The following is a 22,368-nucleotide window of genomic DNA, read 5'->3' on the forward strand; positions in this document are numbered from 1 at the left end:
GGAGCGCGACGGCGGTTGAGCCACCATCCGGGCATGTGCCCTCCCGCCGTGCACCGCCCGGGGCGCTTCCCACGCCGCACCGCTCCCCCACCGCCGGGCACATCAGCGGTGCCCAGTCCCCTGCCGCCGACCAGGACCCCTGCCCGGCGGTCGGGCGGTAGCCTCGGCCGTATGGATGAGATCGACGGGGTGGAGGTCATCGCCTTCCCGGACGCCGAGGCGTTCGAGAGGTGGCTGGCGGAGCACCACGCGCGCCACGAAGGCGTGTGGGTCAAAGTAGCCAAGAAGCGGTCCGGCATCGCATCGGTCACCGATGGCGAACTGGTCGACAGCGGCCTCTGCTACGGCTGGATCTCCGGCCAACGCAGGTCCTACGGCGAGCTGTACTACCTCCAGAAGTACGTCCCCCGTCGCCCCAGGAGCCTGTGGTCCCAGGTCAACGTGGACAAGGTGGCCGAGCTGACCGCTAGCGGCAGGATGTGCGAACCGGGGCTGGCGGAGGTGCGTCGAGCCCAGCAGGACGGCCGCTGGGATGCGGCGTACGAATCACAGAAGAGCGCGAAGGTGCCCTCCGACCTCGCGGCTACCCTCGATGCGAACCCCGAGGCCAAGCAGGCGTTCGAAGCCCTCGACAGGACCGAGCGCTATCTGCTGGTCCTCCCCCTCCTCCAGTCACGCACCTCAAAGACCAGGAGGGCCCGACTGGAGCGGGCGCTCCGACTGCTGGTGGACGGGGACGGCGCGAACTGAGCCGGGTACCTCATGGGGCGTGCCCCTCGGCCGGCGACCAGAGCCCCGCGTCAGGGGAGTGCGGCGGTGGACCACCAGCGGGCCCGCGGCGCAGTACGCGACGAGCCAGGTGGAGGTGGAGTTCGATGTGGACCGGAGGGCCGACGCGCAGGCGAGGGCCGGGGGCAGGCTGTGGACCGTGGGCGCGGAGAGCGAGGCGGGGCTCTCAGGTGCCCGTACGCACCGGGTGTCCTTGATGTCGACCGCGAGGATCTCAGCCGGTGGCGACCTCCTGGTCAACGGATCACCGGACCGGCCGTCAGGGCCGGGGGACGTTTCGGTTCGGATCGCGGACTGACCCTCAGGAGGCGGCGACGGTGCGCGGCATGAGTCGGGCGGCGAGCAGTCCGAGGAGAGCGGCCACGACCGCGCTGCCGATTCCGATCCAGAGCAGGATGCCCTCGATGGCGCGCTCGATGCCTTCTCCGTGCGTGCGGACCTCGATCAAGGTGGCCGCGCCGGCCACTGCGATTCCGGCGACACCGATGACGATGGCCAAGGTGACACCGGAGGCCTGACCGGCCCGCTCCGGCGGGACCACCGTCTGGGTCCCGATGCTGCCCATCGCCCAGCCTGTTCCGTACCCGAAGCCGATCAGCAGCAGCCCGGCGAGGTAGGTGCCGAGTCCGGGACCGAGGGAGACCAGGTAGAGCCCGACCGCTCCGAGCACGGTGGCGACGGCGATGGTGCGGGGAATGTCGAAGCGCTCGCCGAGCCGGCCGGACAGGGGGGCAGCGACGCCCGCCGCGACCGAGGCAGCGAGGAAGATCGCGCCGGCCACGAGCGGTGAGCGGCCCTGGCCCTCTTGGAGGTAGATGGTGATCCCGTACATGGAGACCACGAGTGCGGTGTTGGCGACCATGGCCATGAGGGTGACGATCACGTAGGGAACGTTGTGGAAGAGGTCCAGGGCCATCAGTGGCCAGCGGGCCACCCGCTCTCGGAGGACGAACCCCACGAGGAGCAGCACACCGGCCACCACCATGGCGACCGTACCGGCAAGGGGCCAGGCCTGCACGCGGTCGACGGCATAGGTGACGGCGGCGATGCCCAGTACCACCAGGACCAGACCGGGAAGGTCGATGGAGCGGGGCACGGTGCTGTCGCGGGACTCGCGAACGCCGACCCATACGACGGCGATGGCCACCAAAACGGTGGGCACGTTGACGAGGAGCACCCAACGCCAGCTGACCAGTTCGGTGACCCCACCACCGAACAGCGGTCCCAGGGCCAGGGCGAGGGCGCCGACTCCGTAGGCGTCGCCGATCGCCCGCATCGTGCGCTCCGGCGGGTAGGCGTCGGTGATGACGGCGATGGCGAGCGGGAAGAGCACTCCTGCGCCGATGCCTTGGGCGATGCGCAGGACGACGACGACCTCCACGGTGGAGCTGAGGCCGGCACCGAGCGAGCAGAGGCCGAAGAGGGCGAGTCCGAAGACCAGCACCCTTCGGCGGCCGAGGATGTCTCCGAGGCGGCCTCCGGGAATCAGGCATGCGGCGAGCGCCAGCATGTATCCGCTGATCACCCACTGGAGGTCGGTCGTGGTGGTGTGGAGCTCTTCGGCCATCCGGGGGAGGGCCAGGTTCAGCGCGAGGAAGTCGAGTTGGACGACGAAGATGCACAGGGCGGCTGCGACGAGCGTCAGGCCGAGCCTCGGCTGCCCCGGAGCGTGCGAACCGAAGCGCATGGGTGGGCTCCTGTCGTGTGGCGAGAAACCGGGCGGGCGCCGGGTTCGGGGCCCGCTGCGGCCCGCCGGAGGGGTCGAGGGCCGCTTGGGAGCCGCGGCACGTGACGGATGGGTGGTTGGTCTGGATTGAGACGTTTCGACGGCGGCACCATTCTGGGATACCCCATACCGGTTTGCCGTTATTTCCCGCCGACCCTGGCGAGATGCCACCGAAGTGGCGGCCGGGGGCGGACGGGAGGACGGCCCCCCAGAGATCACGTGTCGTCCAGGGCGCCGTGACAGCACGACCTACCGTGCGACGATGCATAAGACAAAGACCCCATCAAGTCCTAAACCTCCCTGGACGAGGACCCAGGTGGTGACCGTGCTCGCCACCGGGCTCGGCCTCTTCGCCGTCTTCCTCGACGCGCTGATCGCCAACGTGGCCCTGCCCGACATCCAACGGGCCTTCGGGGTCGGAGAAGCCGGCCTCCAGTGGGTGGTCACCGCCTACTCCATCGGCATGGCCGTGTTCATCATGGCCGGCGCGACCGCCGCTGACCGGTACGGGCGCAAGCGGCTCTACGTCATCAGCGTTTCGGTGTTCACCCTCGCCTCCGTTGCCGCCGGACTCGCCCCCGGGCTCGAAGTCCTGGCCTTCGCCCGGGCAGTACAGGGAGTCGCGGCGGCTGCGATGACGGTCGCCTCCCTCGCCCTCGTGAGCGCGGCCTTCCCGGACACCGGCGAACGGGCGAAGGCGATCGGGCTGTGGACGGGTGTGGCGAGCATCGCGACCGCACTGGGGCCCACGGTCGGCGGAGTCCTGACGGAAGTCATCAGCTGGCGAGCCGTCTTCATGATCAACGTGCCGGTCGGCGTCCTGGTGCTGGTGCTCACTCTCGCGCGGGTGGTGGAGTCGAAGGAGGAGGGCCGACGCGGTTTCGACTGGGGCGGGCAGATCCTGTTCATGGTGGGCGTCGGCTCATTGGCCTACGCCCTGATCCAGGGTCAGAACGCCGGCTGGACCTCGCCGGAGATCCTGGTCTTCCTGGCTGCGGGTGCGGGCGCCATGGCGTTCTTCGTCAGCTACGAGTCCCGCCATCCGGCCCCGATGATGGACGTCGGCCTGTTCGCCGACCGTACGTACGCGGTCTGCATCGCCGCCATGTTCACGGCCTTCTTCAGCGTGTACGGAATGCTCCTGGTCATCACCCAGTACTTCCAGAACGTCGAGGGGTACTCGCCGGAGCGTGCCGGACTGCTGATCCTGCCGTTCGCCCTCAACGTGATGCTGCTCTCGCCCCTGTCCGGCCGCCTGGTTGCGCGGTTCGGGCCGCTGCCTGTCGCCCGGATCGGTCAGCCGCTCCTGGTCGCCGGTCTCGCTGTCGTCGCGTGGGGGATGACGGTGGGCGTGCTCTGCGTAGCCTTCGGATTGTTCCTGACCGGCGCCGGAGCGGCCCTGCTCGCTACACCGGTCACGGCTCTGGCGATGAGTTCGGTGCCCGTGGAGCGGTCGGGAATGGCCTCGGGGATCATGAGTGCCCAACGGGCGATCGGGTCTACTTTCGGGTTCGCCGTGCTGGGCACGATCTTGGCCGTCTGGCTGGCAAACACCCTCGACACTGATCTTGAGCGAGCCATTCCGGACGCCTCCACACGCCAGTCGATCACCGATCAGATCATCGACGAGGCCAATCCCTACGCGTACCTGGCCGAAGTCGGACCCGGCCGCCCCTTGCCCGCCCCGACCGCCGCCCAACTGGGCTCGATCGCGGATGCCGCGAGGAGCGACTTCATCGCTGGCTCCCAGCTGGCCGTGGCCATCGGAACCGCATTCTGTGCGATTGCGATGGTGTTGCTCTGGACCACCGCGGGCGGCCCGGCATCACCCCGCAAGGAAAGGAAGCGGACGCCCGTCTAGCTCGTGCTGTGACCGGGGTGCGGCACGGACGAAGCCCGGCGCAGCAGCCTGCAGACTTCACCGGTGGCGCGGCAGGTGCCCCGATGCGGACCGTCGGGTCGTTGGCCATGAGGTCTCAGGTGGGAGTCCCCAGGCACAGGTGCCAGCGCCCCGGGAATCCGATGAGGGTGAGCGGGGCCAGCGGACGCACATCGACCATCCAGTAGGTCTCGGGGGGCACCCGCAACGCGTAGACCAGTGCGGCTCGGACGACGGAGGGCTCCGCGACGGCGACGACCGCGTCGCCGTCGACGGCCGGGCGAGTGTCGAGCCAGCCGCCAATCCGCGTGATGAAGGCGAGGAGCGACTCGCCACCGTGCGGGGCGCCGGCGGGGTTGGTGAGCCAGTCGTCCATGGCATCGGGTTCACGGGAGGCCACCTCGGTAAGGGTGCGCCCCCGCCATCGCCCCATGTCCCAGTCGCTGAGTGCGGGCTGGACGAGGGGCGCGAACCCGAGCGCGTTCCCGGTGGCGCGGCTGCGCGGAGTAGGCGAGCAGTAGCGCAGTTCGGCTGCGCCGAGGGGGATCAGAGCGGGGGCGGCCAGCTCCACCGCCCGCCAGCCCGCACCGTCCAGCGGACGGTCCTCGTCGAAGCGCTCGCCGAGCACCGAGGCACTGCGAGCGGCTGCGATCAGGGTGAACCGAACGTGCATAGCGGCGATGGTGGGCCCGACCATGCCTGATGGTCAATATCGCGCACGTCAGGACCGGTTTTCACAAAGCCTGACGGAGCCGGCGGACCGCTTCTGTCAGCTCCGCCGATCCCGCGACGCCGGCGTAGCTGATACGGACGTGGCCGGCCGGGGGTTCGGCGCTGAAGAACGGACGGCCGGGCGTGATCGCCACCCCGGCACGCAGCGCGGCGGCTACCAGAGCACTCTCGTCGAGGTGTTCGGCCAGGCGCAGCCACAGCTGGAATCCCCCTTGGGGGACGTGCGGGAGATCGAGTTCGGGGAGTCGGTCGAGGACTGCGACGGTCAGGGCTTCGCGGCGGTGGCGCAGTTCCACGGAGACCGCGCGCAGGTGGCGGCTCCAGGCCGGGGATCCGACGAGTTCGAGGGCAGCTTCCTGGAGGGGGCGCGAGACGAAGAAGCTGTCGACCACCTGGATCGCGCGGAGCCGTTCCAGGACCGGGCCGCGGGCACTGAGCGCTCCCACCCGAAGGCTCGGGGAGGTGGCCTTGGTGAGGGAACGCACGTGCACCACCACCCCGTCGTGGTCCTCGGCGGCCAGCGGTGCCGGCAAGGGGCCAGCATCCTCGTGGGCGAGGTGGCGGGCGAAGTCGTCCTCTATGACGAAGGCGCCGTTCGCCCGCGCGATGCGCAGGACCTCGTCCCGTCGGCCCCGGGCCAGTACCACACCGGTGGGGTTGTGGAAGAGGGGCTGACAGACGAACAACTTCGCCCCGCTGCTCTCGAACGCGGCGGCGAGCAGTTCCGTGCGTACCCCTTGGGCATCGACGGGTACCGGCACCGGGCGCAGCCCGCAGGACCTGGCGACCGCCAACATGCCCGGGTAGGTGGGCGATTCGACCAGGACCGGCGCTCCGGGAGGCGCCAGGGCCCTCAGCGCGGTGGTGAGCGCGCTCTGGCCGCCCGCGGTGACGAGCACCTCGGCGGCGGAGGCGGTTCCGCCGATGTCTCGGGCGAACCAGTCGCGCAGTTCCGCAAGACCGTCGATGGGTGGGCGCGCCCAGGCACCCGGTCGCCTGCCCGCACGAGCCAGCGCCGCCGCCATCGCGCGCTCGGGCTGGAGAGAGGGGTGCAGGTAGCCGCCACCGAACTCGATGACGCCACTGGGTGGAAGCGCGAGGCTGACCAGGACACCGGAGGCGTCCACGCTCCGCGGTACGGCGTGACCGGCCACATCGGCGCTGAGGGTGACCTCCTGCCACGAGGTGTCCCCCACGGTCATCACGCCCTCGCCGCGAGGCTGGGCCCGGAAGGCCCCGGCGCCCGGGCGCGTGACCACCAGCCCTTCCGCGACAAGCTGGGCGATGGCCCGGGAGACCGTCACCGGACTTACTCGGAACCGCTCCACCATTGCCCTACTCGACGGCAGCTTTCCACCAAGTGGATAGCGGTCCAATTCACTCCTGAGGGAAGTGGCCAGTTCACCCACACTGCTACGCTCATGCATGAGAGCACAGGATAGCGCTACCCTGCCTGACCCGATAGCAGTCCGCAGGGCCACCCCCACGGGTCACGGCCGACGCGGCACTCTGCTCGCCACCCTCGGCGTCACCACCTTCTCCCTGACCTTCCCGGCCACCTCCTGGGGCCTGGAGAGCTTCGGACCGTGGACCCTGGTGGCCCTGCGCAGCCTCCTCGCCGCCGTGCTGGCCGCCGGATTCCTGCTGGTGCTGCGAGTTCCCGCACCGGAGCGCGCCCACTGGCCCGGTCTCGCCGTGGTCGCCGGCGGGGTGGTGATCGGCTTCCCGCTCCTGACCACCCTGGCTCTGCGGACCTCTTCGACCTCGCACGCCGCAGTGATCATCGGACTGTTGCCGCTCAGTACCGCCGCCCTGTCCGCGGTGCGCACCGGAGAACGCCCCTCAGCCACCTTCTGGGCCGCTGCGGTGGCCGGCGCGACCATGGTCGCCGGCTTCGCACTGAGCCAGAGCGGAGGCGGGCTGAACGCCGGCGACGGGTACCTCCTGGGAGCACTACTGGTCTGCGCGGCCGGCTACACCGAAGGGGGACGGCTGGCCCGGTCGATGCCGGGCTGGCAGGTCGTCGGCTGGGCCTTGGTGCTCTGCCTGCCCCTCAGCCTGGCCGCCGCCGCGCTCGGCCTGGTCCACGAGCCCACCCGAATGGGCGTACCAGGCCTGGCCGGGCTGGCTTGGCTCGCCTGCTCCAGCTTCTTCGGCCTGTATGTCTGGTACCGGGGGATGGCCGAGATCGGAGCCGCTCGCGCCAGCCAGTTGCAGCTCGCCCAGCCGCTCCTGACCCTGGTATGGGCGGTAGCCCTACTGGGCGAACGGCTGACCCCGGCCGCCCCCGCCACCGCGGTCGGCGTGCTGGTTTGCATCGCACTCACACAGCGCCGCCCCAGAACGACCCGGGCCGTCCACCACCCGATGCAACCGTGATGCAGATCACGGCTCGCGGCCTAGACTCGTGCTGACGGCCGAACTACCTGAGGAGGACGTCCCCATGCAAGCTGAGAAGGGCGACAAGCTGGTCAGGCACGGCCGGGTGACCGGTCAGGGGGACCAGGTCGTCGAGGTGGTGGAGGTGCTCGGGAGCGACGGCAACCCGCCCTACCGGGTACGCGCCAAGGACGGCCACGAGTCGATCATGTCGCCTGGCCCCGACTGCGTGGTCGACCACCGCAAGGACTCCATGATGGGCAGGTGAGGTGCCCGCGGGCGGCGCGCGGCGTTCGAGCACCGCCCGCGACCGTACCTACCGCGGCGGGACGGTGGTCGGATAGTGGTCCGCGACCACTCGGGCCATGGCCTTGATGCGGTCCTCGACCACTTGATCGGCGGAGAAGAAGATGTGCCCCCGCACCTCGGGCAGCTCCCGGGTCAGCCTGAGATGGCGGGAGAGCTCCGCCGGATCACTCCAGGCCGCGGCCTGGCCGGCCGCGCCGGCGCGATAGAGGGCTTCACCGATGTAGAGGTCCACGCCCTGGCCCCGTACGGTCTGGGCCCACCACGCGGCCAGCGTGGCGTAGTCGGCGCTGGGATGCCCGATGTGCCAGTACAGCTGGGGGGCGATGTAGTCCAACCAGCCCTCTCGCACCCAACGACGGCTGTCCGCGTAAAGGTCGTCGTACGTCTGCAGGGTGGCTCCCACCGCGGCACCTTCCGCGTCGTGCGCGCGATTGCGCCAGACGCCGAAGGGGCTGATGCCGAAACGGGTGCCCGGGCGCACCGCGGCGATGCGCGCGGACATCTCCTGGACGAGGGTGTCGATGTTGTGGCGACGCCAGGCGGCCACGGTGGAGAAGCCGCTTCCGTAGCGGGCGAAGGTCGCACCGTCCGGGAAGGACGCTCCGCTGATCGGGTACGGGTAGAAGTAGTCGTCCCAGTGCACCGCGTCCACGGGGTAGCGGACCACGGCGTCGACCATGGCATCCTGAACGAACTGGCGGACCTCGGGCAGTCCGGGGTTGTAGTAGAGCTTGCCGCCGTAGGCGACCGTCCACTCCGGGTGAACTCGGGCCGGATGTGTGGCCGTGAGCCGGCCGGGGTCGGCATGCATGGCCACCCGGTACGGGTTGAACCAGGCATGGAGTTCCAGGCCGCGCGCATGGGCCGCGGCCACGGCCTCGCCCAGCGGGTCCCATCCCGGATCGCGCCCCTGCACGCCGCTGAGACACTCCGCCCACGGCTCGAACGGCGAGGGCCACAACGCGTCGGCGGTGGGTCGCACCTGGAGGACCACCGCGTTGAGGCGACGGGCGACGGCCGTGTCGAGGAGGGAGTGGAGTTCGGCGCGCTGGCGCGCCACGCTCAGCCCGGCGCGTGAGGGCCAGTCGATGTTCAACACCGAGGCGATCCACATACCGCGCAGTTGCGGAATCTGGCCTACCGGCCGAGGTCTCTCAGCCCGGACGGCCTCCTCCGACCCCGTCGGGCCGCCCTGCCCTGGGGGTGCGTGCTGGGCGTACGCCTTCGTCTCTCCCGCCACCACGGTGGCGGCTACCGCGGCAGCCGCCCCGGCGAAGAGACCTCGGCGACCGAAGCCCGCGTGGTCTTCGGCGGGGACGGACATGGCGGCGCCTTCCGGGGCGGGCACAGAGGTCCAATCGTTATGCGACACGTGACACTCCGATTTCACAGTGTGACATCGATCTGCTAATCGACAGCATGCCTGCCCCGGCCCGCCCGACCGCGCAAGGACGGGGGTAACGTCGTGGGGCGTGGCGGGCGCCGGAATCACACGGGGGACCTGCCGGCGGATGATCACGAAAGGCACGATGTGACGACGGACCTCCCTGCTGACATCACCCGCGTCGGCGTAGTGGGCTGTGGCCAGATGGGCGCGGGCATCGCCGAGGTGTGCGCCCGGAGCGGTCTTGAGGTCAAGGTCGCCGAGACCACCGGCGAGGCCCTGGAGATCGGGCGGACCCGCCTCTACAACTCCCTGACGAAGGCCGCCGAGCGCGGCAAGATCACCGAAGTCGAGCGGGACGAAACACTCGCGCGCCTCAGTTTCACCACCGACCTGGGTGAATTCGCGGACCGTGACCTCGTCATCGAAGCGGTCGTGGAGAACGAGCAGGTCAAGACCGACATCTTCCAGGTCCTCGACCAGGTGGTGACCCGGCCGGACGCCATCTTGGCGTCCAACACCTCCTCGATCCCCTTGGTGAAGCTGGCCGTGGCCACCTCGCGGCCGGACCAGGTCATCGGCATCCACTTCTTCAACCCGGCACCCGTGCAGCGATTGGTCGAGCTCATCCCCGCGCTGACCACCAGCGAGGAGACCATCAAGCGGGCCGACGCGCTGGTGAGCAACGTGCTGGGCAAGCACGCCATCCGGGCGCAGGACCGATCCGGATTCGTGGTCAATGCCCTGCTGATCCCGTACCTGCTCTCCGCCATCCGCATGTTCGAGTCGGGCATCGCCAGCCGTGAGGACATCGACAACGGCATGGAGTTGGGCTGCGCCCACCCGATGGGCCCGCTCAAGCTCGCGGACCTGATTGGTCTGGACACCGTCGCCTCGGTAGCGGACTCGATGTACGCCGAGTTCAAGGAGCCGCTGTACGCCGCTCCGCCGCTCCTGCAGCGGATGGTGGACGCCGGTCGCCTGGGCCGCAAGAGCGGTTCCGGTTTCTACCCGTACGCCTGACCCACCTCGCGGGGTGCGGTCATCGTCCAGCCGGCGGTGACCACACCCCGCGGCTACCCCGGCTCACCACGGCACGCGCAGCACTTCGTCGATCCGGCCGGCGGTCTCTCGCGCCTTTCGGCAACCGGTGTCCAGCAACTGGCCCCGGACTGAACGGAGTCGCTCCTGCAGCCGCCGCGATTCCATTCCTCGGGCACACCCCGCCATCTCCATGGCCGACTCCCCCGCGAGGTCCGCGTCGCCCTGCCGCAGTCGGGTCTCGCACAGCACGGCGAGTCGGTGCACCCTGCCCCGTTCGTGCGCCGGAGCGACGGCAGCGGCCTCTGCGTGCTCCCTCGCGGCGGTCAGGTCACCGAGCTCCAGCAACGCCTCAGCCACCTGGACGTCGACCAGACCCGGCTGGACGTATCCGGTCTCGACCGGCTCTGCCTCGGGGCGGACCCGAGCCGCCGCCGCCTCGGCCCGTCGGATGCACTCCCTGGCCCCGGTGCCGTCCTTCAACCGCGCATAGGCCTTGGCCTGCATCGCGTGGAGGTCGCCGGCCAGGGCGGGGCTGACGGATCGTCCGGCACCGCGCAGTGCGGCCTCAGCGAAGGCCATGGCCTGCCGGCACTCGTCGAGGCAAAGGGCCTGGTTGACAAGCAGCGCGATCACGTAGGCGCCGAGCGCCCGGTCCCCGCTTGCCTTGGCCAGGCGCAGGGCCTGGTGGAAGTAGCGCTGCGCCAAGCCGTGGGCGTCGCTGTCGTACGCGCAGATGCCCGCCACCGCCACCAGGGCTCCGCTCGCTCGGTGCAGTCGACGTCCGAGTCCGTCCGGGTAGTCGCCTCGCAGCAAGGGGGCGGTCTCGACGGCGAGGAACCGGACGATCCGGGGCCTGGTTGCCGGCCCGCCCACCCGGCGGTACATCAGCTCGTAGTGCGAGCGGGCCTCCTTCAGTGTCTCCAAGGTGGCCGGGCTGATCGCCTGCGCTCCGGTTCGGGATACGTCGAGGTCCTCGGGCGGGTTCTCCCACTCCCACACCGGCATCACAGCCGGCGTGCCGGTCAAGGCGGGGGCTCCGGCCAGGTGGGTCCGACCTTGGCCGTCCGAACGCCACAGCGCCGTGGCCCGGTCGAGGAAACCATTCAGCGGGTGCCCGGCGGGATCGGGTGGGCAGCCTGGACGCCCGAACCCGATGTCGTCCAGGGTCAGGACCCTGTGCAACCTGTCGCTGAGCACCTCGCAGATCAGGTTGGGCACCTGTCCCCGAGGCCTTTGACCTCTCAACCAGCGTGCCACCGAGGTGTGTTCATAACGCAAGGCGAGTCCTTGCGCACGTCCCGCCTGGTTGACCCGGACCGCGAGGCCGGCATGCGATATGCCGGCCTCGGCGAGGAGCGCGTCGAGAAGCGTGTTCGGCTGGATGCCACGGGGCTGCGGCTGTGCGCTGTGGGGCTGCATCGGGCCCTCCGTGGGCTCTTCGGTCCCAGGTGTTCAGGTCCAGGTGTTCACGTCTTGGGGCGGCTGGATCTGGCGGGACGCAACGCCCCTCCGGTCGCGCTCCCTTCACACGGGGTGTGAAGGGAGTATGCGCATAAATGCGCCGCGCACGCTGCCGGGGCGGCACACCGACCGGTTGACTGAAGTCTCCTCACGACCCGGACCGTCGGCTCCCCCTCGTCATGGCTCGACGGTCCGCTCCCGCGCCGCCCGTCCTGCTGTCTGCCCGACACTCCATGGCAGGGCGGGCGGTGCAACCCGGTGACGTCGCCGTCAGGCACCGTACGGGGTGACCGCCCGGCGCACGACCTGCCCACCCGACTGCGCGGGCGGCCGAGGGTAGTCGTTGCGCAGCACCAGCAGGGCCACGTCGTCGGTGAGTTCGCCTCCGGTGTGGTGCAGCAGAGCCTCCCGCACCCCCGCCACCAGCACTGCGGGCGAAAGCGCGGTGGCGACGCTCCCGGACCCGCTCAGCACCCCGTGCAGCGGGAAATCGCGGCCGGCTCGGTCACGGGCGTCCTCAGCGCCGTCGGTGTACAAGAACAGCGTCTCGCCCGGTTCCAGTCGAGTGACCACCTGATCGGGAAGTTCCGCGGGCAGTGGGCAGACCCCGAGTGGCGGTAAGGGGTCGAAGGCGCAGGCAGGTTCGACCATGCCCGGTGCCGACGACCGCCCACCTACCGGCTTCCGTCCCGCCCGGTGTCCACTCTGGCTCCCGCGGGCCCGCAGCCGGTAGGGCCAGGGGTGACCGCAGTTGTACATCCGGACCCTCTGGCCCGCGGTCACTTCCAGGAGCAAGACGGTGACGAAGTCCTCCGCCGGGGCGCCGTCCGGCTCCCCCGCCCCGCCGACCGGAGGGTCGGCCACCCTTGCCGCCCGTTCGCGCAGGTTGCGGCCCAGGGCCCGTTCCATCCGGCGGAGTACGCCGCCCAGGTCCGGCTCCTCGTACGCCGCCTCCCGGAAGCTGCCCAGTACCGCGGTGGCCGCGCCGAGGGCGCCCAGTCCGTGCCCCCGGGCGTCACCGATGACGATCCGCACCCCGTACGGGGTGGTCAGGGCCTCGTAGAGGTCGCCGCCGACCGAGGCACCCCGAGTAGCCGAGAGCTGCGCGGCGGCCACGGCGAGTCCGTCGAGCCGGGAGGGCAGGGGCCTCAAGAGGGCGCGCTGAGCTGCTTTGGCGATCTCCCGGGTGTGCTGCAGCTCGCCCAGGAACCAGTGCCGCACGTAGAAGGCGGCGCAGGCCGCGAGCGACAGCGACACCAGGCAGCCGAGGAGCCTCGGGAGCGGGGCGTCCGGCACCACGTCTGGGCTGAGTAGCTCCCAAGTGGCCATGGCCACCGTCCAGACAAGGATGCACACCCAGCGCACACGAGGCACACCCCCGCGCACGGAGCACCACACCTTGTTTCGGATCATGCCGTCGGTCTCCCCGCGCCGTTGTGCTGTGGCCGCCGGTGACACCGACACCCGATTTGGCCGGATCGATTGTGTCGATGGCCCGATAGCGCGCACGAGTGTGACCGTGAGTTCTCACTCGAACGAGTGAGGGGCGCACCCGTTACCCGGGTGCGCCCCTCAGAGACTCGTACGCTTCGGGATCACGCCCCGCGCAGCACCGCCCCGGTCCGCTCGGCGGCCAGCGCCACCGCCGCGTCCCGCGCGGCCGTGGCCTCCTCGACCGTCAGCGTGCGATCCGCGGCCCGGAAGCGCAGCGCATAAGCCAGCGACTTCTTCCCCGCGCCGATCTGCTCACCGGTGAAGACGTCGAACAGCCGCAGGGATTCGAGCAGTTCCCCTGCGCCCTCGCGCAAGACCGCCTCGACCTCAGAGGCCGGGACAGCAGCGTCCACCACGAGCGCCACGTCCTGGGTAGCCACCGGGAAGGCGGAGATCCGAGGTGCCTGCACGGGCTCGCCGCCGGCCGCCTGGAGGCGGTCGAGGTCCAGCTCCATCGCGCAGGTACGAGCGGGCAGGTGCAGCGCCTTCACCACGCGCGGATGCAACTCGCCGGCGTGACCGATGACCTCCTCCACGCCCTCGACGTGGACCACCAGCTCGGCACAGCGACCGGGGTGCCAGGGGCCGTACTGCCCCTGTCGCACGACGAGTTCGGCTCCCGCCTCACGGGCGAGGACACGTGCCGACTCAATGGCGTCCGCCCAGGAGCCAGGGCGTTGCGCACCCCACCATCCGGCCTGCTCTCGGGCGCCGGCCAGGACCACCGCGGCATGCCGCGGCTGCGCGGGCAGCGCGGCGTCCAGTGTGGCGATCTCCTCGGCGGTGGGACGGCGGTCGACCGGCAGGCGGACGGCCGCTCCTGGCTGATCGCCCGCCAGGAAGACGAGACCGGTCTCGAAGAGCGCGAGGTCGTGGCTGCCCCGGCTGTCGTTGCGCCGCAGGGCCTGGAGGAGGTTGGGCAGCAGCGTGGTCCGCAGCGCCGGCTCCTCGTCCGACAGCGGGTTGACCAGCCGGACCACGCGGCGGGCGGCGTCCTGGGCGGGCAGCTGGAGCTGGTCGAAGACCTGCTCGCCGAGGAACGGGTAGCTGAGCGCTTCGACATAGCCCGTCGCGGCCAGTGCCCGCCCGACCCTGCGGTGCAGACGCTGACGCTCCGTCAGGCCGCGGCCGGACGGAGGCTGCGGAAGGGTGGAGGGCAGGTTCGCGTAGCCTTCCAGCCGAATGACTTCTTCCGCCAGGTCATTGGGCTCGCACAGGTCGGGGCGCCACGACGGAACGGTGATGACGAGCTCGTCCTGACCGTAGACGTCGCAGCCCACCTCCTGGAGGCGGCGGACGACCGTCTCACGACCGTAGGCCACCCCCGCGACGCGGTCCGGGTGGTCCGTCCGCATGGCGATGGTCCGCGGGGCCGCCGGAGCGGTCAGCTCGGTCACGCCCGCCTCGGCGGTCCCGCCGGCGAGCAGCACGAGCAGATCGACCGTGCGCTGGGCCGCCGCGGCGGCTGCCTGCGGGTCGACACCACGCTCGAAGCGCTTGGAGGCCTCCGAGGACAGCTTGTGGCGACGGGCGGAGCGGGAGATCGCGATCGGGTCGAAGTGCGCGGCCTCGATCACGACCTCGGTGGTGCCCTGGACCTGTCCGGTCTCCGGGTCCGGGACGGCGTCGGCGATCTCGGTGTTCGCCCCGCCCATGACCCCGGCCAGGCCGATCGGACCGCGGCTGTCGGTGATCACCAGGTCCTCGGCGTCCAGGACTCGCTTGACCCCGTCGAGGGTGGTGAACTTCTCGCCCTGTTCGGCGCGGCGGACACCGATGGGGCCGTCCACACGGGAGCGGTCGTAGGCGTGCAGCGGTTGACCCAGTTCGAGCATCACGTAGTTGGTGATGTCGACGGCCAGCGAGATCGGCCGCATACCGGCCTTCTGTAGCCGGCGCCTGAGCCAGATCGGCGAGTGCGCCTCGGGGTCGAGTCCGGTGACCGTGCGTGCGGTGAAGCGGTCACAGCCGGCCATGTCGGCCACCTGGACGGGGTAGCCGTAGGAGTTGGGCGGAGGTACGTCCAGGAGTGCGGGGTCACGCAGCGGCAGACCATATGCCGTTGCGGTCTCACGCGCGACACCGCGCATGGACAGGCAGTACCCGCGGTCGGGGGTGACTGCGATGTCCAGGACCTCGTCCACCAGCTCCAGGAGCTCGATCGCGTCCGTGCCGACCTCGTACTCCGGCGGCAGCACGATGATGCCGCCGGTTCCGTCATCGCCCATCCCCAGCTCGTCGCCGGAACAGATCATGCCGTGCGAGGTCCTGCCGTAGGTCTTGCGCGAGGCGATCGCGAAGTCCCCGGGCAGCACGGCTCCGGGCAGCACCACGACGACCTTGTCGCCGACGGTGAAGTTCCGGGCACCACAGACGATCTCCTGGGGCTCACCCGTGCCGCCGGCTTGGCCGACGTCGACCGTGCAGAAGCGGATCGGCTTGCGGAAGCCCTCCAACTCCTCGATCGTCAGCACCTGGCCGACGACCAGGGGCCCTTTGAGCCCGGCGCCGAGCTGCTCGACCCGCTCGACCTCAAGGCCGGCGTCAATGAGCTTGGCCTGCACGTCACGACCAGTTTCGCCCGCAGGCAGGTCGACGTACTCCCGCAGCCAAGAAAGCGGGACCCGCATCAGATCTCCATCCCGAACGGCCGGGTGAACCGGACGTCACCCTCGACCATGTCTCGCATGTCTTCCACGTTGTGGCGGAACATCAGCATCCGCTCGATGCCGAACCCGAAGGCGAACCCGCTGTACTTGTCCGGGTCCACACCGCAGGCGATCAGCACCTTGGGGTTGACCATCCCGCAGCCGCCGAGCTCGATCCACCCCTCGCTTGAGCAGGTCCGACAGGCCCGATCCGGGTTCCCGACGGACTCACCGCGGCAGACGTAGCACTGCATGTCCATCTCGGCGGACGGCTCGGTGAACGGGAAGAAGTTCGGCCGCAGCCGAGTGGTCATGTCCGGCCCGAAGAGCGCCTGGACCATGTGGTCGAGGGTGCCCTTCAGGTCCGCCATGGTCAGCCCCTCGTCCACGGCAAGCAGCTCGATCTGGTGGAAGACCGGCGTGTGCGTGGCGTCGAGCTCGTCGGTGCGGTAGACGCGCCCCGGGCACACGACGTAGACCGGTGGCTCACGATCGAGCAGGGAACGCGCCTGCACCGGCGAGGTGTGGGTGCGCAGCACGACACCGGACTCGTCACCCTCGACGCCCTTGGGCCCCTGGACGAAGAAGGTGTCCTGCATCTGGCGGGCCGGATGGTCCGGTGTGAAGTTCAGGGCGTCGAAGTTGAACCACTCGGCCTCGACCTCGGGGCCCTCGGCAACCTCGTAGCCCATCGCCGTGAAGACGTCCGCGATGCGCTCCATCAGCGTGGTCAGCGGGTGTCGGGCGCCCGCCGGGACTCGGTCGTAGGGCAGCGTGACGTCCACCGCCTCCTCGACGAGTACCCGCTCGTCCCGCTCCGCCTCAAGCTCCACGAGGCGGGCCGCGAAGGCCTTGTTCACCGCGCCACGAGCCTGACCGACGCGCTTTCCCGCCTCCGCCTTGGCCTGCGGCGGCAGTGCGCCGATCTCGCGGTTGGCGAGCGCCAAGGGGGCACGGTCGCCCATGTGCGCGGTCTTCGCCTCGCGGAGTGCGTCGAGGTCACCGGCGGTGGCGAAGGCGGCGAGCGCCTCGTCCCGCATGCGCTCGATCTCTTCCGGTTTCAGTGCCTCGACCTCAACAGGGTCGTACGACTTGTTCGGTGCCGACATCTCTTCCCGTACTTCCGATGGGCTGGCTGGAGGTCCCCGCTCGACCCGGACTCGCTCCTCAAGGGGACACAAAGGTGCCAAAGGACGAGTCTAAGGGCCGCGGGGGGTGAAGGAGCCCGTGGGCCACCCGGCGAGACCGCTCGTGCAGCGTTACGAGAGGTAGGCCGGGGCGCCGACAGGCAGGGTAAAGCGGAATTGCGCGCCACCACCGGGGGCTCTGCCCACCGTGATGGTGCCGCCGTGCGCCTCGACGATGCCCTTGACGATGTAGAGGCCGAGGCCGGTGCCACCCCGTTTGCTGCCGCGCCAGAACCGGGTGAAGACCCGCCCCATCGACTCCTCGGGGATACCGGGCCCCTCGTCGGTGACGGTCACGGCTGTCCCCCTCTCCGGTCGCGCGGAATCGGCCCTGACACCGCCCCGGCCCTCGGCCGGGGGGTCCGTCTTGACGGGTGCTTCCGCCACCTCGATGGTGACCGTTCCCGCGCCGTGCCGCACGGCGTTTTCCAGCAGGTTGCCGAGGACCTGGTCGACCTTGTCGGGGTCGGCCCACAGATCGGGAAGGGGGTGCACGATCTTCACCGAGAAGCGCTCCGGCTCCTGGCCGTTCGCGACCATGCCCTGGATGTGCCGCGCGATCGCGGCCGGTACGTCGACGGGCTGGCGACGCAGCTCCAGCCGCCCGGAGTCGATCCTGGAGATGTCCAGCAGTTCAGCGATCAGACGGGTGACCCGATTGGCGTCGGCGTCCACGGTCTCCAGCATCAGACGCTTCTGGTCGTCGGTGAACCTCTCCCACTTCGCCAACAGGGTCGCTGTGAAACCCTTGACCGAGGTCAACGGGGACCGCAGCTCGTGCGCGACGGTGGCGATCAGCTCGGCATGGCTGCGCTCGGTGCGACGGCGGGCCTCGGTGCCCCGCAGGCTGACCACGAGCCGACACAGCGGGCCGCCGGGGCTCTCCCGCACGTACCGGGCCGCGACGAGCACCTCCCGCCCACCGGGGAGCAGCAAGTTCCGTTCGGGCTGTCCCCGCCGGGTGTGCAGTCCGCCGTAGGGATCGGTGACCGACCACCAACGGCGGCCTTCGAGGTCCTCCAGCGGCAGGGCGCGGTCGATGGTGACACCGAGGGCGGCTGCGGGATCGACCGCGGTGATGCGGGCCGCGGCGGCGTTGAAGCACACCACCCGCCCGGCGTGATCGGCGATCACCAGACCATCGGGCAGATCGTCGGGGTCGAGGCCGGCCGACCGCGGGGCGTCACCTCCGGCGCCGTACCGGTCGGACGGAGCCATCGGTGTCTGGACGGCGGGCGGCACGGGCCGGTGCGCCTGCGGCGAGCTGTTCGTCCCGACGGTCATCTCCCCGTAACCCCACATCTCCGAGTAGCGCAGTGGGCCCCCGAGAGCGTCACATTACTAGCTGGGGGTCACAGAGCGGCACCCTCCGACAGCCCGCTGTGCACGCGCGGAAGCGTAGAGGCACACCGCGGCTGCCGTGGCGAGGTTCAGGCTTTCCGCTTTTCCGTGGATGGGAACGCGCACGACGGCATCGGCCAGCGCCCGGGTCTCCTCGGGCAGCCCCCAGGCCTCGTTGCCGAAGATCCACGCCGAGGGCACCTTCATGCTGCCCGCGTCCAGCTCCGCGTCGAGGTCCTCAGTACCCGCTCCGTCCGCGGCGAGGATGCGTACACCGGCGCCCCGCAGCCCTGCCACGGCCTGCGCCACCGGCACGCCCACCGCGACGGGCAGGTGGAACAGCGAGCCCACCGAAGCCCGAACCGACTTGGGGTTGTACAGGTCCACGGAGGCGTCGGTCAGCACGACGGCATCGGCTCCGGCGGCATCGGCGCAGCGCAGCACGGTACCGGCGTTACCGGGGTCGCGGACGTGGGCGAGCACGGCGACCAACCGAGGGCGGCCAGCCAGGATCTGGTCGAACGGCGAGTCGAGGAAGGCACACACGCCGACCAGGCCCTGTGGGGTCACGGTCTGGGAGACCTCGGCCAGGACTTCGTCGGAGGCGAGGTGGACCCGGGCGCCCGTGGTGCGCGCCGCTTGGACGATCTCCGCGTAGCGTTCGGCGGCCTCGACGGTGACGAAGAGTTCGAGCAGCGTGGGGTGACCCTCGGGGCCCCGGTGGTCGACCGCCTCCCGGACGGCCTGCGGGCCCTCGGCGATGAAACGGCGCTCCTTGGTGCGGAAGTTGCGCCGGGCGAGTCGCCTGGCGGCGGCCACCCGCGGGGAGCGCGGGGAGATCAGCTCGGCGGGGCTGGACATGGTGCGGCGGCTCACTTCCGTACGTGCAGGGGGTCGTTCAACGCGCCGGACCCGCAGGCGCGGGGCCTGCGGGTCCGGTCTGGTGCCGTGTGTGCGTCCGGAGACCGGGCGCCCCGGCGGAAGGCGCCGGCCTGATCAGGCGGCGGCCTTCGGGGCGTTCACGTCGGCCGGGAGGGCCTTCTGAGCGACCTCGACGAGGGCGGCGAACGCGTTGGCGTCGTTGACGGCCAGCTCGGCGAGGATCTTGCGGTCCACCTCGATGTTGGCGGCCTTCAGACCCTGGATGAGGCGGTTGTACGTCATGCCGTTCTGGCGGGCAGCGGCGTTGATGCGCTGGATCCACAGCTGACGGAAGTCGCCCTTGCGCTTCTTGCGGTCGTTGTAGTTGTAGACCAGCGAGTGGGTGACCTGCTCCTTGGCCTTGCGGTACAGGCGCGAACGCTGACCGCGGTAGCCGGAGGCCGCCTCGAGGATCGCCCGGCGCTTCTTGTGGGCGTTGACTGCCCGCTTGACGCGTGCCACTTGTTAACTCCTTGTAGCGGGGCCGTGGTTGTCCTCACACGGCCCGAAATCGATTGGGTTCCCGGTCTCGACGTCCCGCTCCCGGTACGGGAGCGGGGCACGTCACTTGCCGAGAAGCTTCTTGATCTTCGCGGCGTCGCCCGGGGCCATCTCGGCGGTGCCGGTCAGGCGGCGGGTCAGCTTGGACGACTTGTGCTCAAGCAGGTGGCGCTTGCCGGCACGCTCGCGGAGCACCTTGCCGGAGCCGGTGATCTTGAAGCGCTTCTTGGCACCGCTGTGCGTCTTGTTCTTCGGCATCGCGCCGTTATCTCCTCGTCAGTGGCGCTCCCACCGGCCCGGTCGGACCGGCTTACGGGAGCGTCAATCGTGTCGTTGACCCGGGGCAGGATGCTCCGGGATCAGGCCTCGGCGTTGCCCTCAGCAGGAACGTCCTCGGCGTGGGCCCCCTCAGCGGGAGCTCCCTCACCGATCTCGTCCGTACCGGTCTGGCCCTGGCGCTCGGCCTTGCGAGCGGCCTGGGCCTCACGGGCTTCGGCCATCGCCTCGGTCTTCTTCTTGTGCGGACCGAGAACCATGATCATGTTTCGGCCGTCCTGCTTCGGGTTCGACTCGACGAAACCGAGGTCCTGGACGTCCTCCGCCAGACGCTGCAGCAGTCGGTAGCCGAGTTCCGGCCGGGACTGCTCGCGACCACGGAACATGATCGTGATCTTGACCTTGTCGCCCTGCTTGAGGAACCGAACGACGTGACCCTTCTTGGTGTCGTAGTCGTGCGGGTCGATCTTCGGCCGGAGCTTCATCTCCTTGATGACCGTGTGCGCCTGGTTCTTGCGCGCCTCACGGGCCTTCATGGCCGACTCGTACTTGAACTTGCCGTAGTCCATGAGCTTGCAGACCGGCGGGCGGGCATTCGCCGCCACCTCGACCAAGTCGAGGTCGTACTCCTGCGCAAGCTCCAGGGCCTTGGCAAGCGGAACAATCCCGACCTGCTCGCCGCTGGGACCGACAAGTCGCACCTCGGGAACGCGAATCCGGTCGTTGATGCGGGGCTCGGCGCTGATGGATCCTCCTCGGTAGCACCACACGACTGCCTGGCAGGCAGCCGCGGACGTCTGTTTTCGTTAGACCAACCGCGCCGGAACGACAAAAACGCCCCGGACGGTACACAGGCGGAAGCTCCAAGAATTACCGGAGCACCGCCGCGTGACCGCGGGGCGCGTATCAGCGGCTTTCCATCGTCCGTACGGAACGATGGATGCCGCGTGACCGGTGACCTGCCGCCCCGGAAGGCGGTCAGGTGGGAGTACGGAGCCTCCACTTGTGGGCCGGACACATGCGCGTCCAGCCGGTCGTCACACAAGGTTAGCAGGGCGGCGGCGCAGGCGCTAACCAGAAGGCGCGTCGTCCGCTTCCCGCCGCCCGGCTTATCGTGTGGGACATGACTGACGCGATGCCCTCCACCGACCCCCAGGCCGGCCCGACCCCCGACTACGACGAGCTCACCCGCGATATCGCGGAGGTCCCGGCAGTCGAGGTGATCACCACGGTGGCGGTGCACCTGCTGAGCGCAGCCGCCGTCAACCTCGGCCTGGACAAACCGGACTCCCAGCACAAGGACCTCGACGAGGCGCGCAAGCTGATCACCGCGCTGGCCGGTCTGGTGACCGCCAGCGCCACCGAGATCAGCTCCTTCCACGCGGCTCCGCTACGAGACGGCCTGAAGTCGCTCCAGCTCGCCTTCCGCGAGGCCTCACTGGTGCCGGACGAGCCCGGCAAGGGCCCCGGTGAGCAGTTCACTGGGCCCGTCTTCGGCTGATCCCACGGCCCGGGCGGGCAACGGTGCCCGCTGATCCCTGCCCCGCCACTCGGTCGGTGCAGGGATCAACGGATGAACAACGGCTCCACGTCCGGCGAGGCCTGCGGTCCGAGCACCGCCAGGTCCAAGCCGTGGACCAACCGGGCGCGCAGCGCCTCATCGGCGGCCAGCTCCTGCGCCACCCGGCGGGCCGTCGCAGCAGCGTCGGCCGCCTCCCCCACGACGATCGCCACCGTCCCGTCCGCCCCACCACGCCCCAGGTAGGCACGGGCCACGCCCGGCTCCGCCGCCACCACCCGGCGAACCGCCTCGACGACCGCCGGATCGGCGAGCGGGTCCGTGCTGGTACGCCCCTCGGCCAGAGCGCGCAGCGCGACCCCGGTCAGCTCGTAGGCGACCGGACCGGCCAGGTCCAGCAGCAGCGTGTCCGCCTTCTCGTGCGCGACCGCTTGAAGCGCTTGGTGAAGCGGGACCGCGACGGGGCGGGCCTGCGGGTCCCAGCGGGCCAGCGACTCGGTCGAGGTGAAGGCGGGCAGCGCCCGCCGGCCACCGGCCTGAAGGGTGGGTACGGCCATGTCGGAGGTCTTCTCCCGGCGCAAGCCGTCGGGGCCCTCCTCGACCTCGCCGAGGACGGCGACGACCGGCACCAGGAGCCTGGAGGCGGCGAGGGCCGCCAGGACCTGCGGTTCGGCTGCCCGGTCCAGTGACCACGCGGCAAGAGCCGCCGTCAGAGCCGGATCGGCGGAGCCGTCGTCATCGGAGAAACCGGGGTCGGGAATGTTCTTCTGCGCCACAG

At 70.3% G+C, this 22,368-nt stretch carries 21 protein-coding genes; 7 read left to right on the forward strand and 14 right to left on the reverse strand.

Annotated elements, in window-relative coordinates; all coding sequences use genetic code 11:
- The first annotated feature begins 171 nt into the window (after positions 1-171).
- On the forward strand, positions 172-750 hold the full coding sequence (locus ACFYMC_RS07450; protein WP_388520217.1) for a YdeI family protein: 579 nt from the start codon (positions 172-174) through the stop codon (positions 748-750).
- Between the two features lie 58 nt (positions 751-808).
- Positions 809-1,087 carry a trypco2 family protein gene (locus tag ACFYMC_RS07455; RefSeq protein ID WP_388520220.1) on the forward strand — a complete coding sequence of 93 codons (279 nt, stop codon included), beginning with the start codon at positions 809-811 and terminating at the stop codon, positions 1,085-1,087.
- A gap of 3 nt (positions 1,088-1,090) precedes the next feature.
- Here ACFYMC_RS07455 and ACFYMC_RS07460 read toward each other — a convergent pair whose 3' ends face one another.
- Positions 1,091-2,476: an MFS transporter gene (locus ACFYMC_RS07460; protein WP_388520222.1), complete on the reverse strand. Its 1,386-nt coding sequence runs from the start codon at positions 2,474-2,476 to the stop codon at positions 1,091-1,093.
- Positions 2,477-2,834: 358 nt separating this feature from the next.
- On the opposite strand from ACFYMC_RS07460, the gene ACFYMC_RS07465 reads away from it, so the two are divergent.
- Positions 2,835-4,376, forward strand: a complete 1,542-nt coding sequence (locus ACFYMC_RS07465; RefSeq protein WP_388520225.1) for an MFS transporter — start codon at positions 2,835-2,837, stop codon at positions 4,374-4,376.
- A 115-nt stretch (positions 4,377-4,491) separates the two neighbouring features.
- On the opposite strand, the gene ACFYMC_RS07470 is transcribed toward ACFYMC_RS07465, so the two are convergent.
- Both ACFYMC_RS07470 and ACFYMC_RS07475 read right to left on the reverse strand, forming a co-directional pair.
- The gene (locus ACFYMC_RS07470) at positions 4,492-5,067 is read right to left on the reverse strand and encodes a histidine phosphatase family protein (RefSeq protein WP_388520227.1); all 576 of its coding nucleotides are present in this window, start codon (positions 5,065-5,067) and stop codon (positions 4,492-4,494) included.
- A gap of 61 nt (positions 5,068-5,128) precedes the next feature.
- Positions 5,129-6,553: a PLP-dependent aminotransferase family protein gene (locus tag ACFYMC_RS07475; RefSeq protein ID WP_388520230.1), complete on the reverse strand. Its 1,425-nt coding sequence runs from the start codon at positions 6,551-6,553 to the stop codon at positions 5,129-5,131.
- On the opposite strand from ACFYMC_RS07475, the gene ACFYMC_RS07480 reads away from it, so the two are divergent.
- Together ACFYMC_RS07480 and ACFYMC_RS07485 are read left to right on the forward strand one after the other, a co-directional pair.
- Complete coding sequence (locus ACFYMC_RS07480) at positions 6,552-7,505, forward strand: DMT family transporter (RefSeq protein WP_388520233.1); 954 nt, start codon at positions 6,552-6,554, stop codon at positions 7,503-7,505. The two genes, ACFYMC_RS07475 and ACFYMC_RS07480, sit on opposite strands and share 2 nt — an antisense overlap.
- A 64-nt stretch (positions 7,506-7,569) precedes the next feature.
- Positions 7,570-7,773 carry a DUF1918 domain-containing protein gene (locus ACFYMC_RS07485; RefSeq protein ID WP_388520236.1) on the forward strand — a complete coding sequence of 68 codons (204 nt, stop codon included), beginning with the start codon at positions 7,570-7,572 and terminating at the stop codon, positions 7,771-7,773.
- A gap of 48 nt (positions 7,774-7,821) precedes the next feature.
- Here the strand turns inward: ACFYMC_RS07485 and ACFYMC_RS07490 are convergent, their stop codons facing one another.
- Positions 7,822-9,138, reverse strand: a complete 1,317-nt coding sequence (locus tag ACFYMC_RS07490; RefSeq protein WP_388520239.1) for a glycoside hydrolase family 10 protein — start codon at positions 9,136-9,138, stop codon at positions 7,822-7,824.
- A gap of 207 nt (positions 9,139-9,345) precedes the next feature.
- Here ACFYMC_RS07490 and ACFYMC_RS07495 point away from each other — a divergent pair, with 207 nt between their 5' ends.
- A complete protein-coding gene (locus ACFYMC_RS07495) occupies positions 9,346-10,221 on the forward strand; it encodes a 3-hydroxybutyryl-CoA dehydrogenase (RefSeq protein WP_388520242.1) in 876 nt (291 codons plus the stop codon).
- A gap of 63 nt (positions 10,222-10,284) precedes the next feature.
- Here ACFYMC_RS07495 and ACFYMC_RS07500 read toward each other — a convergent pair whose 3' ends face one another.
- The 9 genes from ACFYMC_RS07500 to infC form a co-directional block, all read right to left on the reverse strand.
- The gene (locus ACFYMC_RS07500) at positions 10,285-11,625 is read right to left on the reverse strand and encodes a transcriptional regulator (RefSeq protein WP_388520379.1); all 1,341 of its coding nucleotides are present in this window, start codon (positions 11,623-11,625) and stop codon (positions 10,285-10,287) included.
- Positions 11,626-11,973: 348 nt separating this feature from the next.
- The gene (locus tag ACFYMC_RS07505; protein ID WP_388520245.1) at positions 11,974-13,116 is read right to left on the reverse strand and encodes a PP2C family protein-serine/threonine phosphatase; all 1,143 of its coding nucleotides are present in this window, start codon (positions 13,114-13,116) and stop codon (positions 11,974-11,976) included.
- 182 nt (positions 13,117-13,298) lie between these two features.
- Complete coding sequence (pheT, locus tag ACFYMC_RS07510) at positions 13,299-15,827, reverse strand: phenylalanine--tRNA ligase subunit beta (RefSeq protein ID WP_388520248.1); 2,529 nt, start codon at positions 15,825-15,827, stop codon at positions 13,299-13,301.
- Complete coding sequence (gene pheS / locus ACFYMC_RS07515; RefSeq protein ID WP_388520251.1) at positions 15,827-16,954, reverse strand: phenylalanine--tRNA ligase subunit alpha; 1,128 nt, start codon at positions 16,952-16,954, stop codon at positions 15,827-15,829. The genes pheT and pheS overlap by 1 nt, the downstream gene beginning before the upstream one ends.
- 150 nt (positions 16,955-17,104) lie before the next feature.
- Positions 17,105-18,316: an ATP-binding protein gene (locus ACFYMC_RS07520; RefSeq protein WP_388520254.1), complete on the reverse strand. Its 1,212-nt coding sequence runs from the start codon at positions 18,314-18,316 to the stop codon at positions 17,105-17,107.
- Positions 18,317-18,373: 57 nt separating this feature from the next.
- The gene (locus ACFYMC_RS07525) at positions 18,374-19,234 is read right to left on the reverse strand and encodes a TrmH family RNA methyltransferase (protein WP_388520256.1); all 861 of its coding nucleotides are present in this window, start codon (positions 19,232-19,234) and stop codon (positions 18,374-18,376) included.
- A gap of 135 nt (positions 19,235-19,369) precedes the next feature.
- A complete protein-coding gene (gene rplT, locus ACFYMC_RS07530; protein WP_125652405.1) occupies positions 19,370-19,756 on the reverse strand; it encodes a 50S ribosomal protein L20 in 387 nt (128 codons plus the stop codon).
- A 102-nt stretch (positions 19,757-19,858) separates the two neighbouring features.
- Complete coding sequence (rpmI, locus tag ACFYMC_RS07535) at positions 19,859-20,053, reverse strand: 50S ribosomal protein L35 (RefSeq protein WP_267245769.1); 195 nt, start codon at positions 20,051-20,053, stop codon at positions 19,859-19,861.
- Between the two features lie 101 nt (positions 20,054-20,154).
- On the reverse strand, positions 20,155-20,841 hold the full coding sequence (gene infC / locus ACFYMC_RS07540; protein WP_388520262.1) for a translation initiation factor IF-3: 687 nt from the start codon (positions 20,839-20,841) through the stop codon (positions 20,155-20,157).
- A gap of 353 nt (positions 20,842-21,194) precedes the next feature.
- Between infC and ACFYMC_RS07545 the strand changes: the two genes are divergently transcribed.
- Positions 21,195-21,572 carry a DUF1844 domain-containing protein gene (locus ACFYMC_RS07545; protein ID WP_388520265.1) on the forward strand — a complete coding sequence of 126 codons (378 nt, stop codon included), beginning with the start codon at positions 21,195-21,197 and terminating at the stop codon, positions 21,570-21,572.
- Between the two features lie 65 nt (positions 21,573-21,637).
- On the opposite strand, the gene ACFYMC_RS07550 is transcribed toward ACFYMC_RS07545, so the two are convergent.
- Entirely contained in the window at positions 21,638-22,366 is a 729-nt protein-coding gene (locus tag ACFYMC_RS07550) for an SseB family protein (protein ID WP_388520268.1), read from the reverse strand.
- Positions 22,367-22,368 lie beyond the last annotated feature (2 nt).

This window comes from Streptomyces sp. NPDC006879, from assembly GCF_042869595.1.
Taxonomy (GTDB): domain Bacteria; phylum Actinomycetota; class Actinomycetes; order Streptomycetales; family Streptomycetaceae; genus Streptomyces.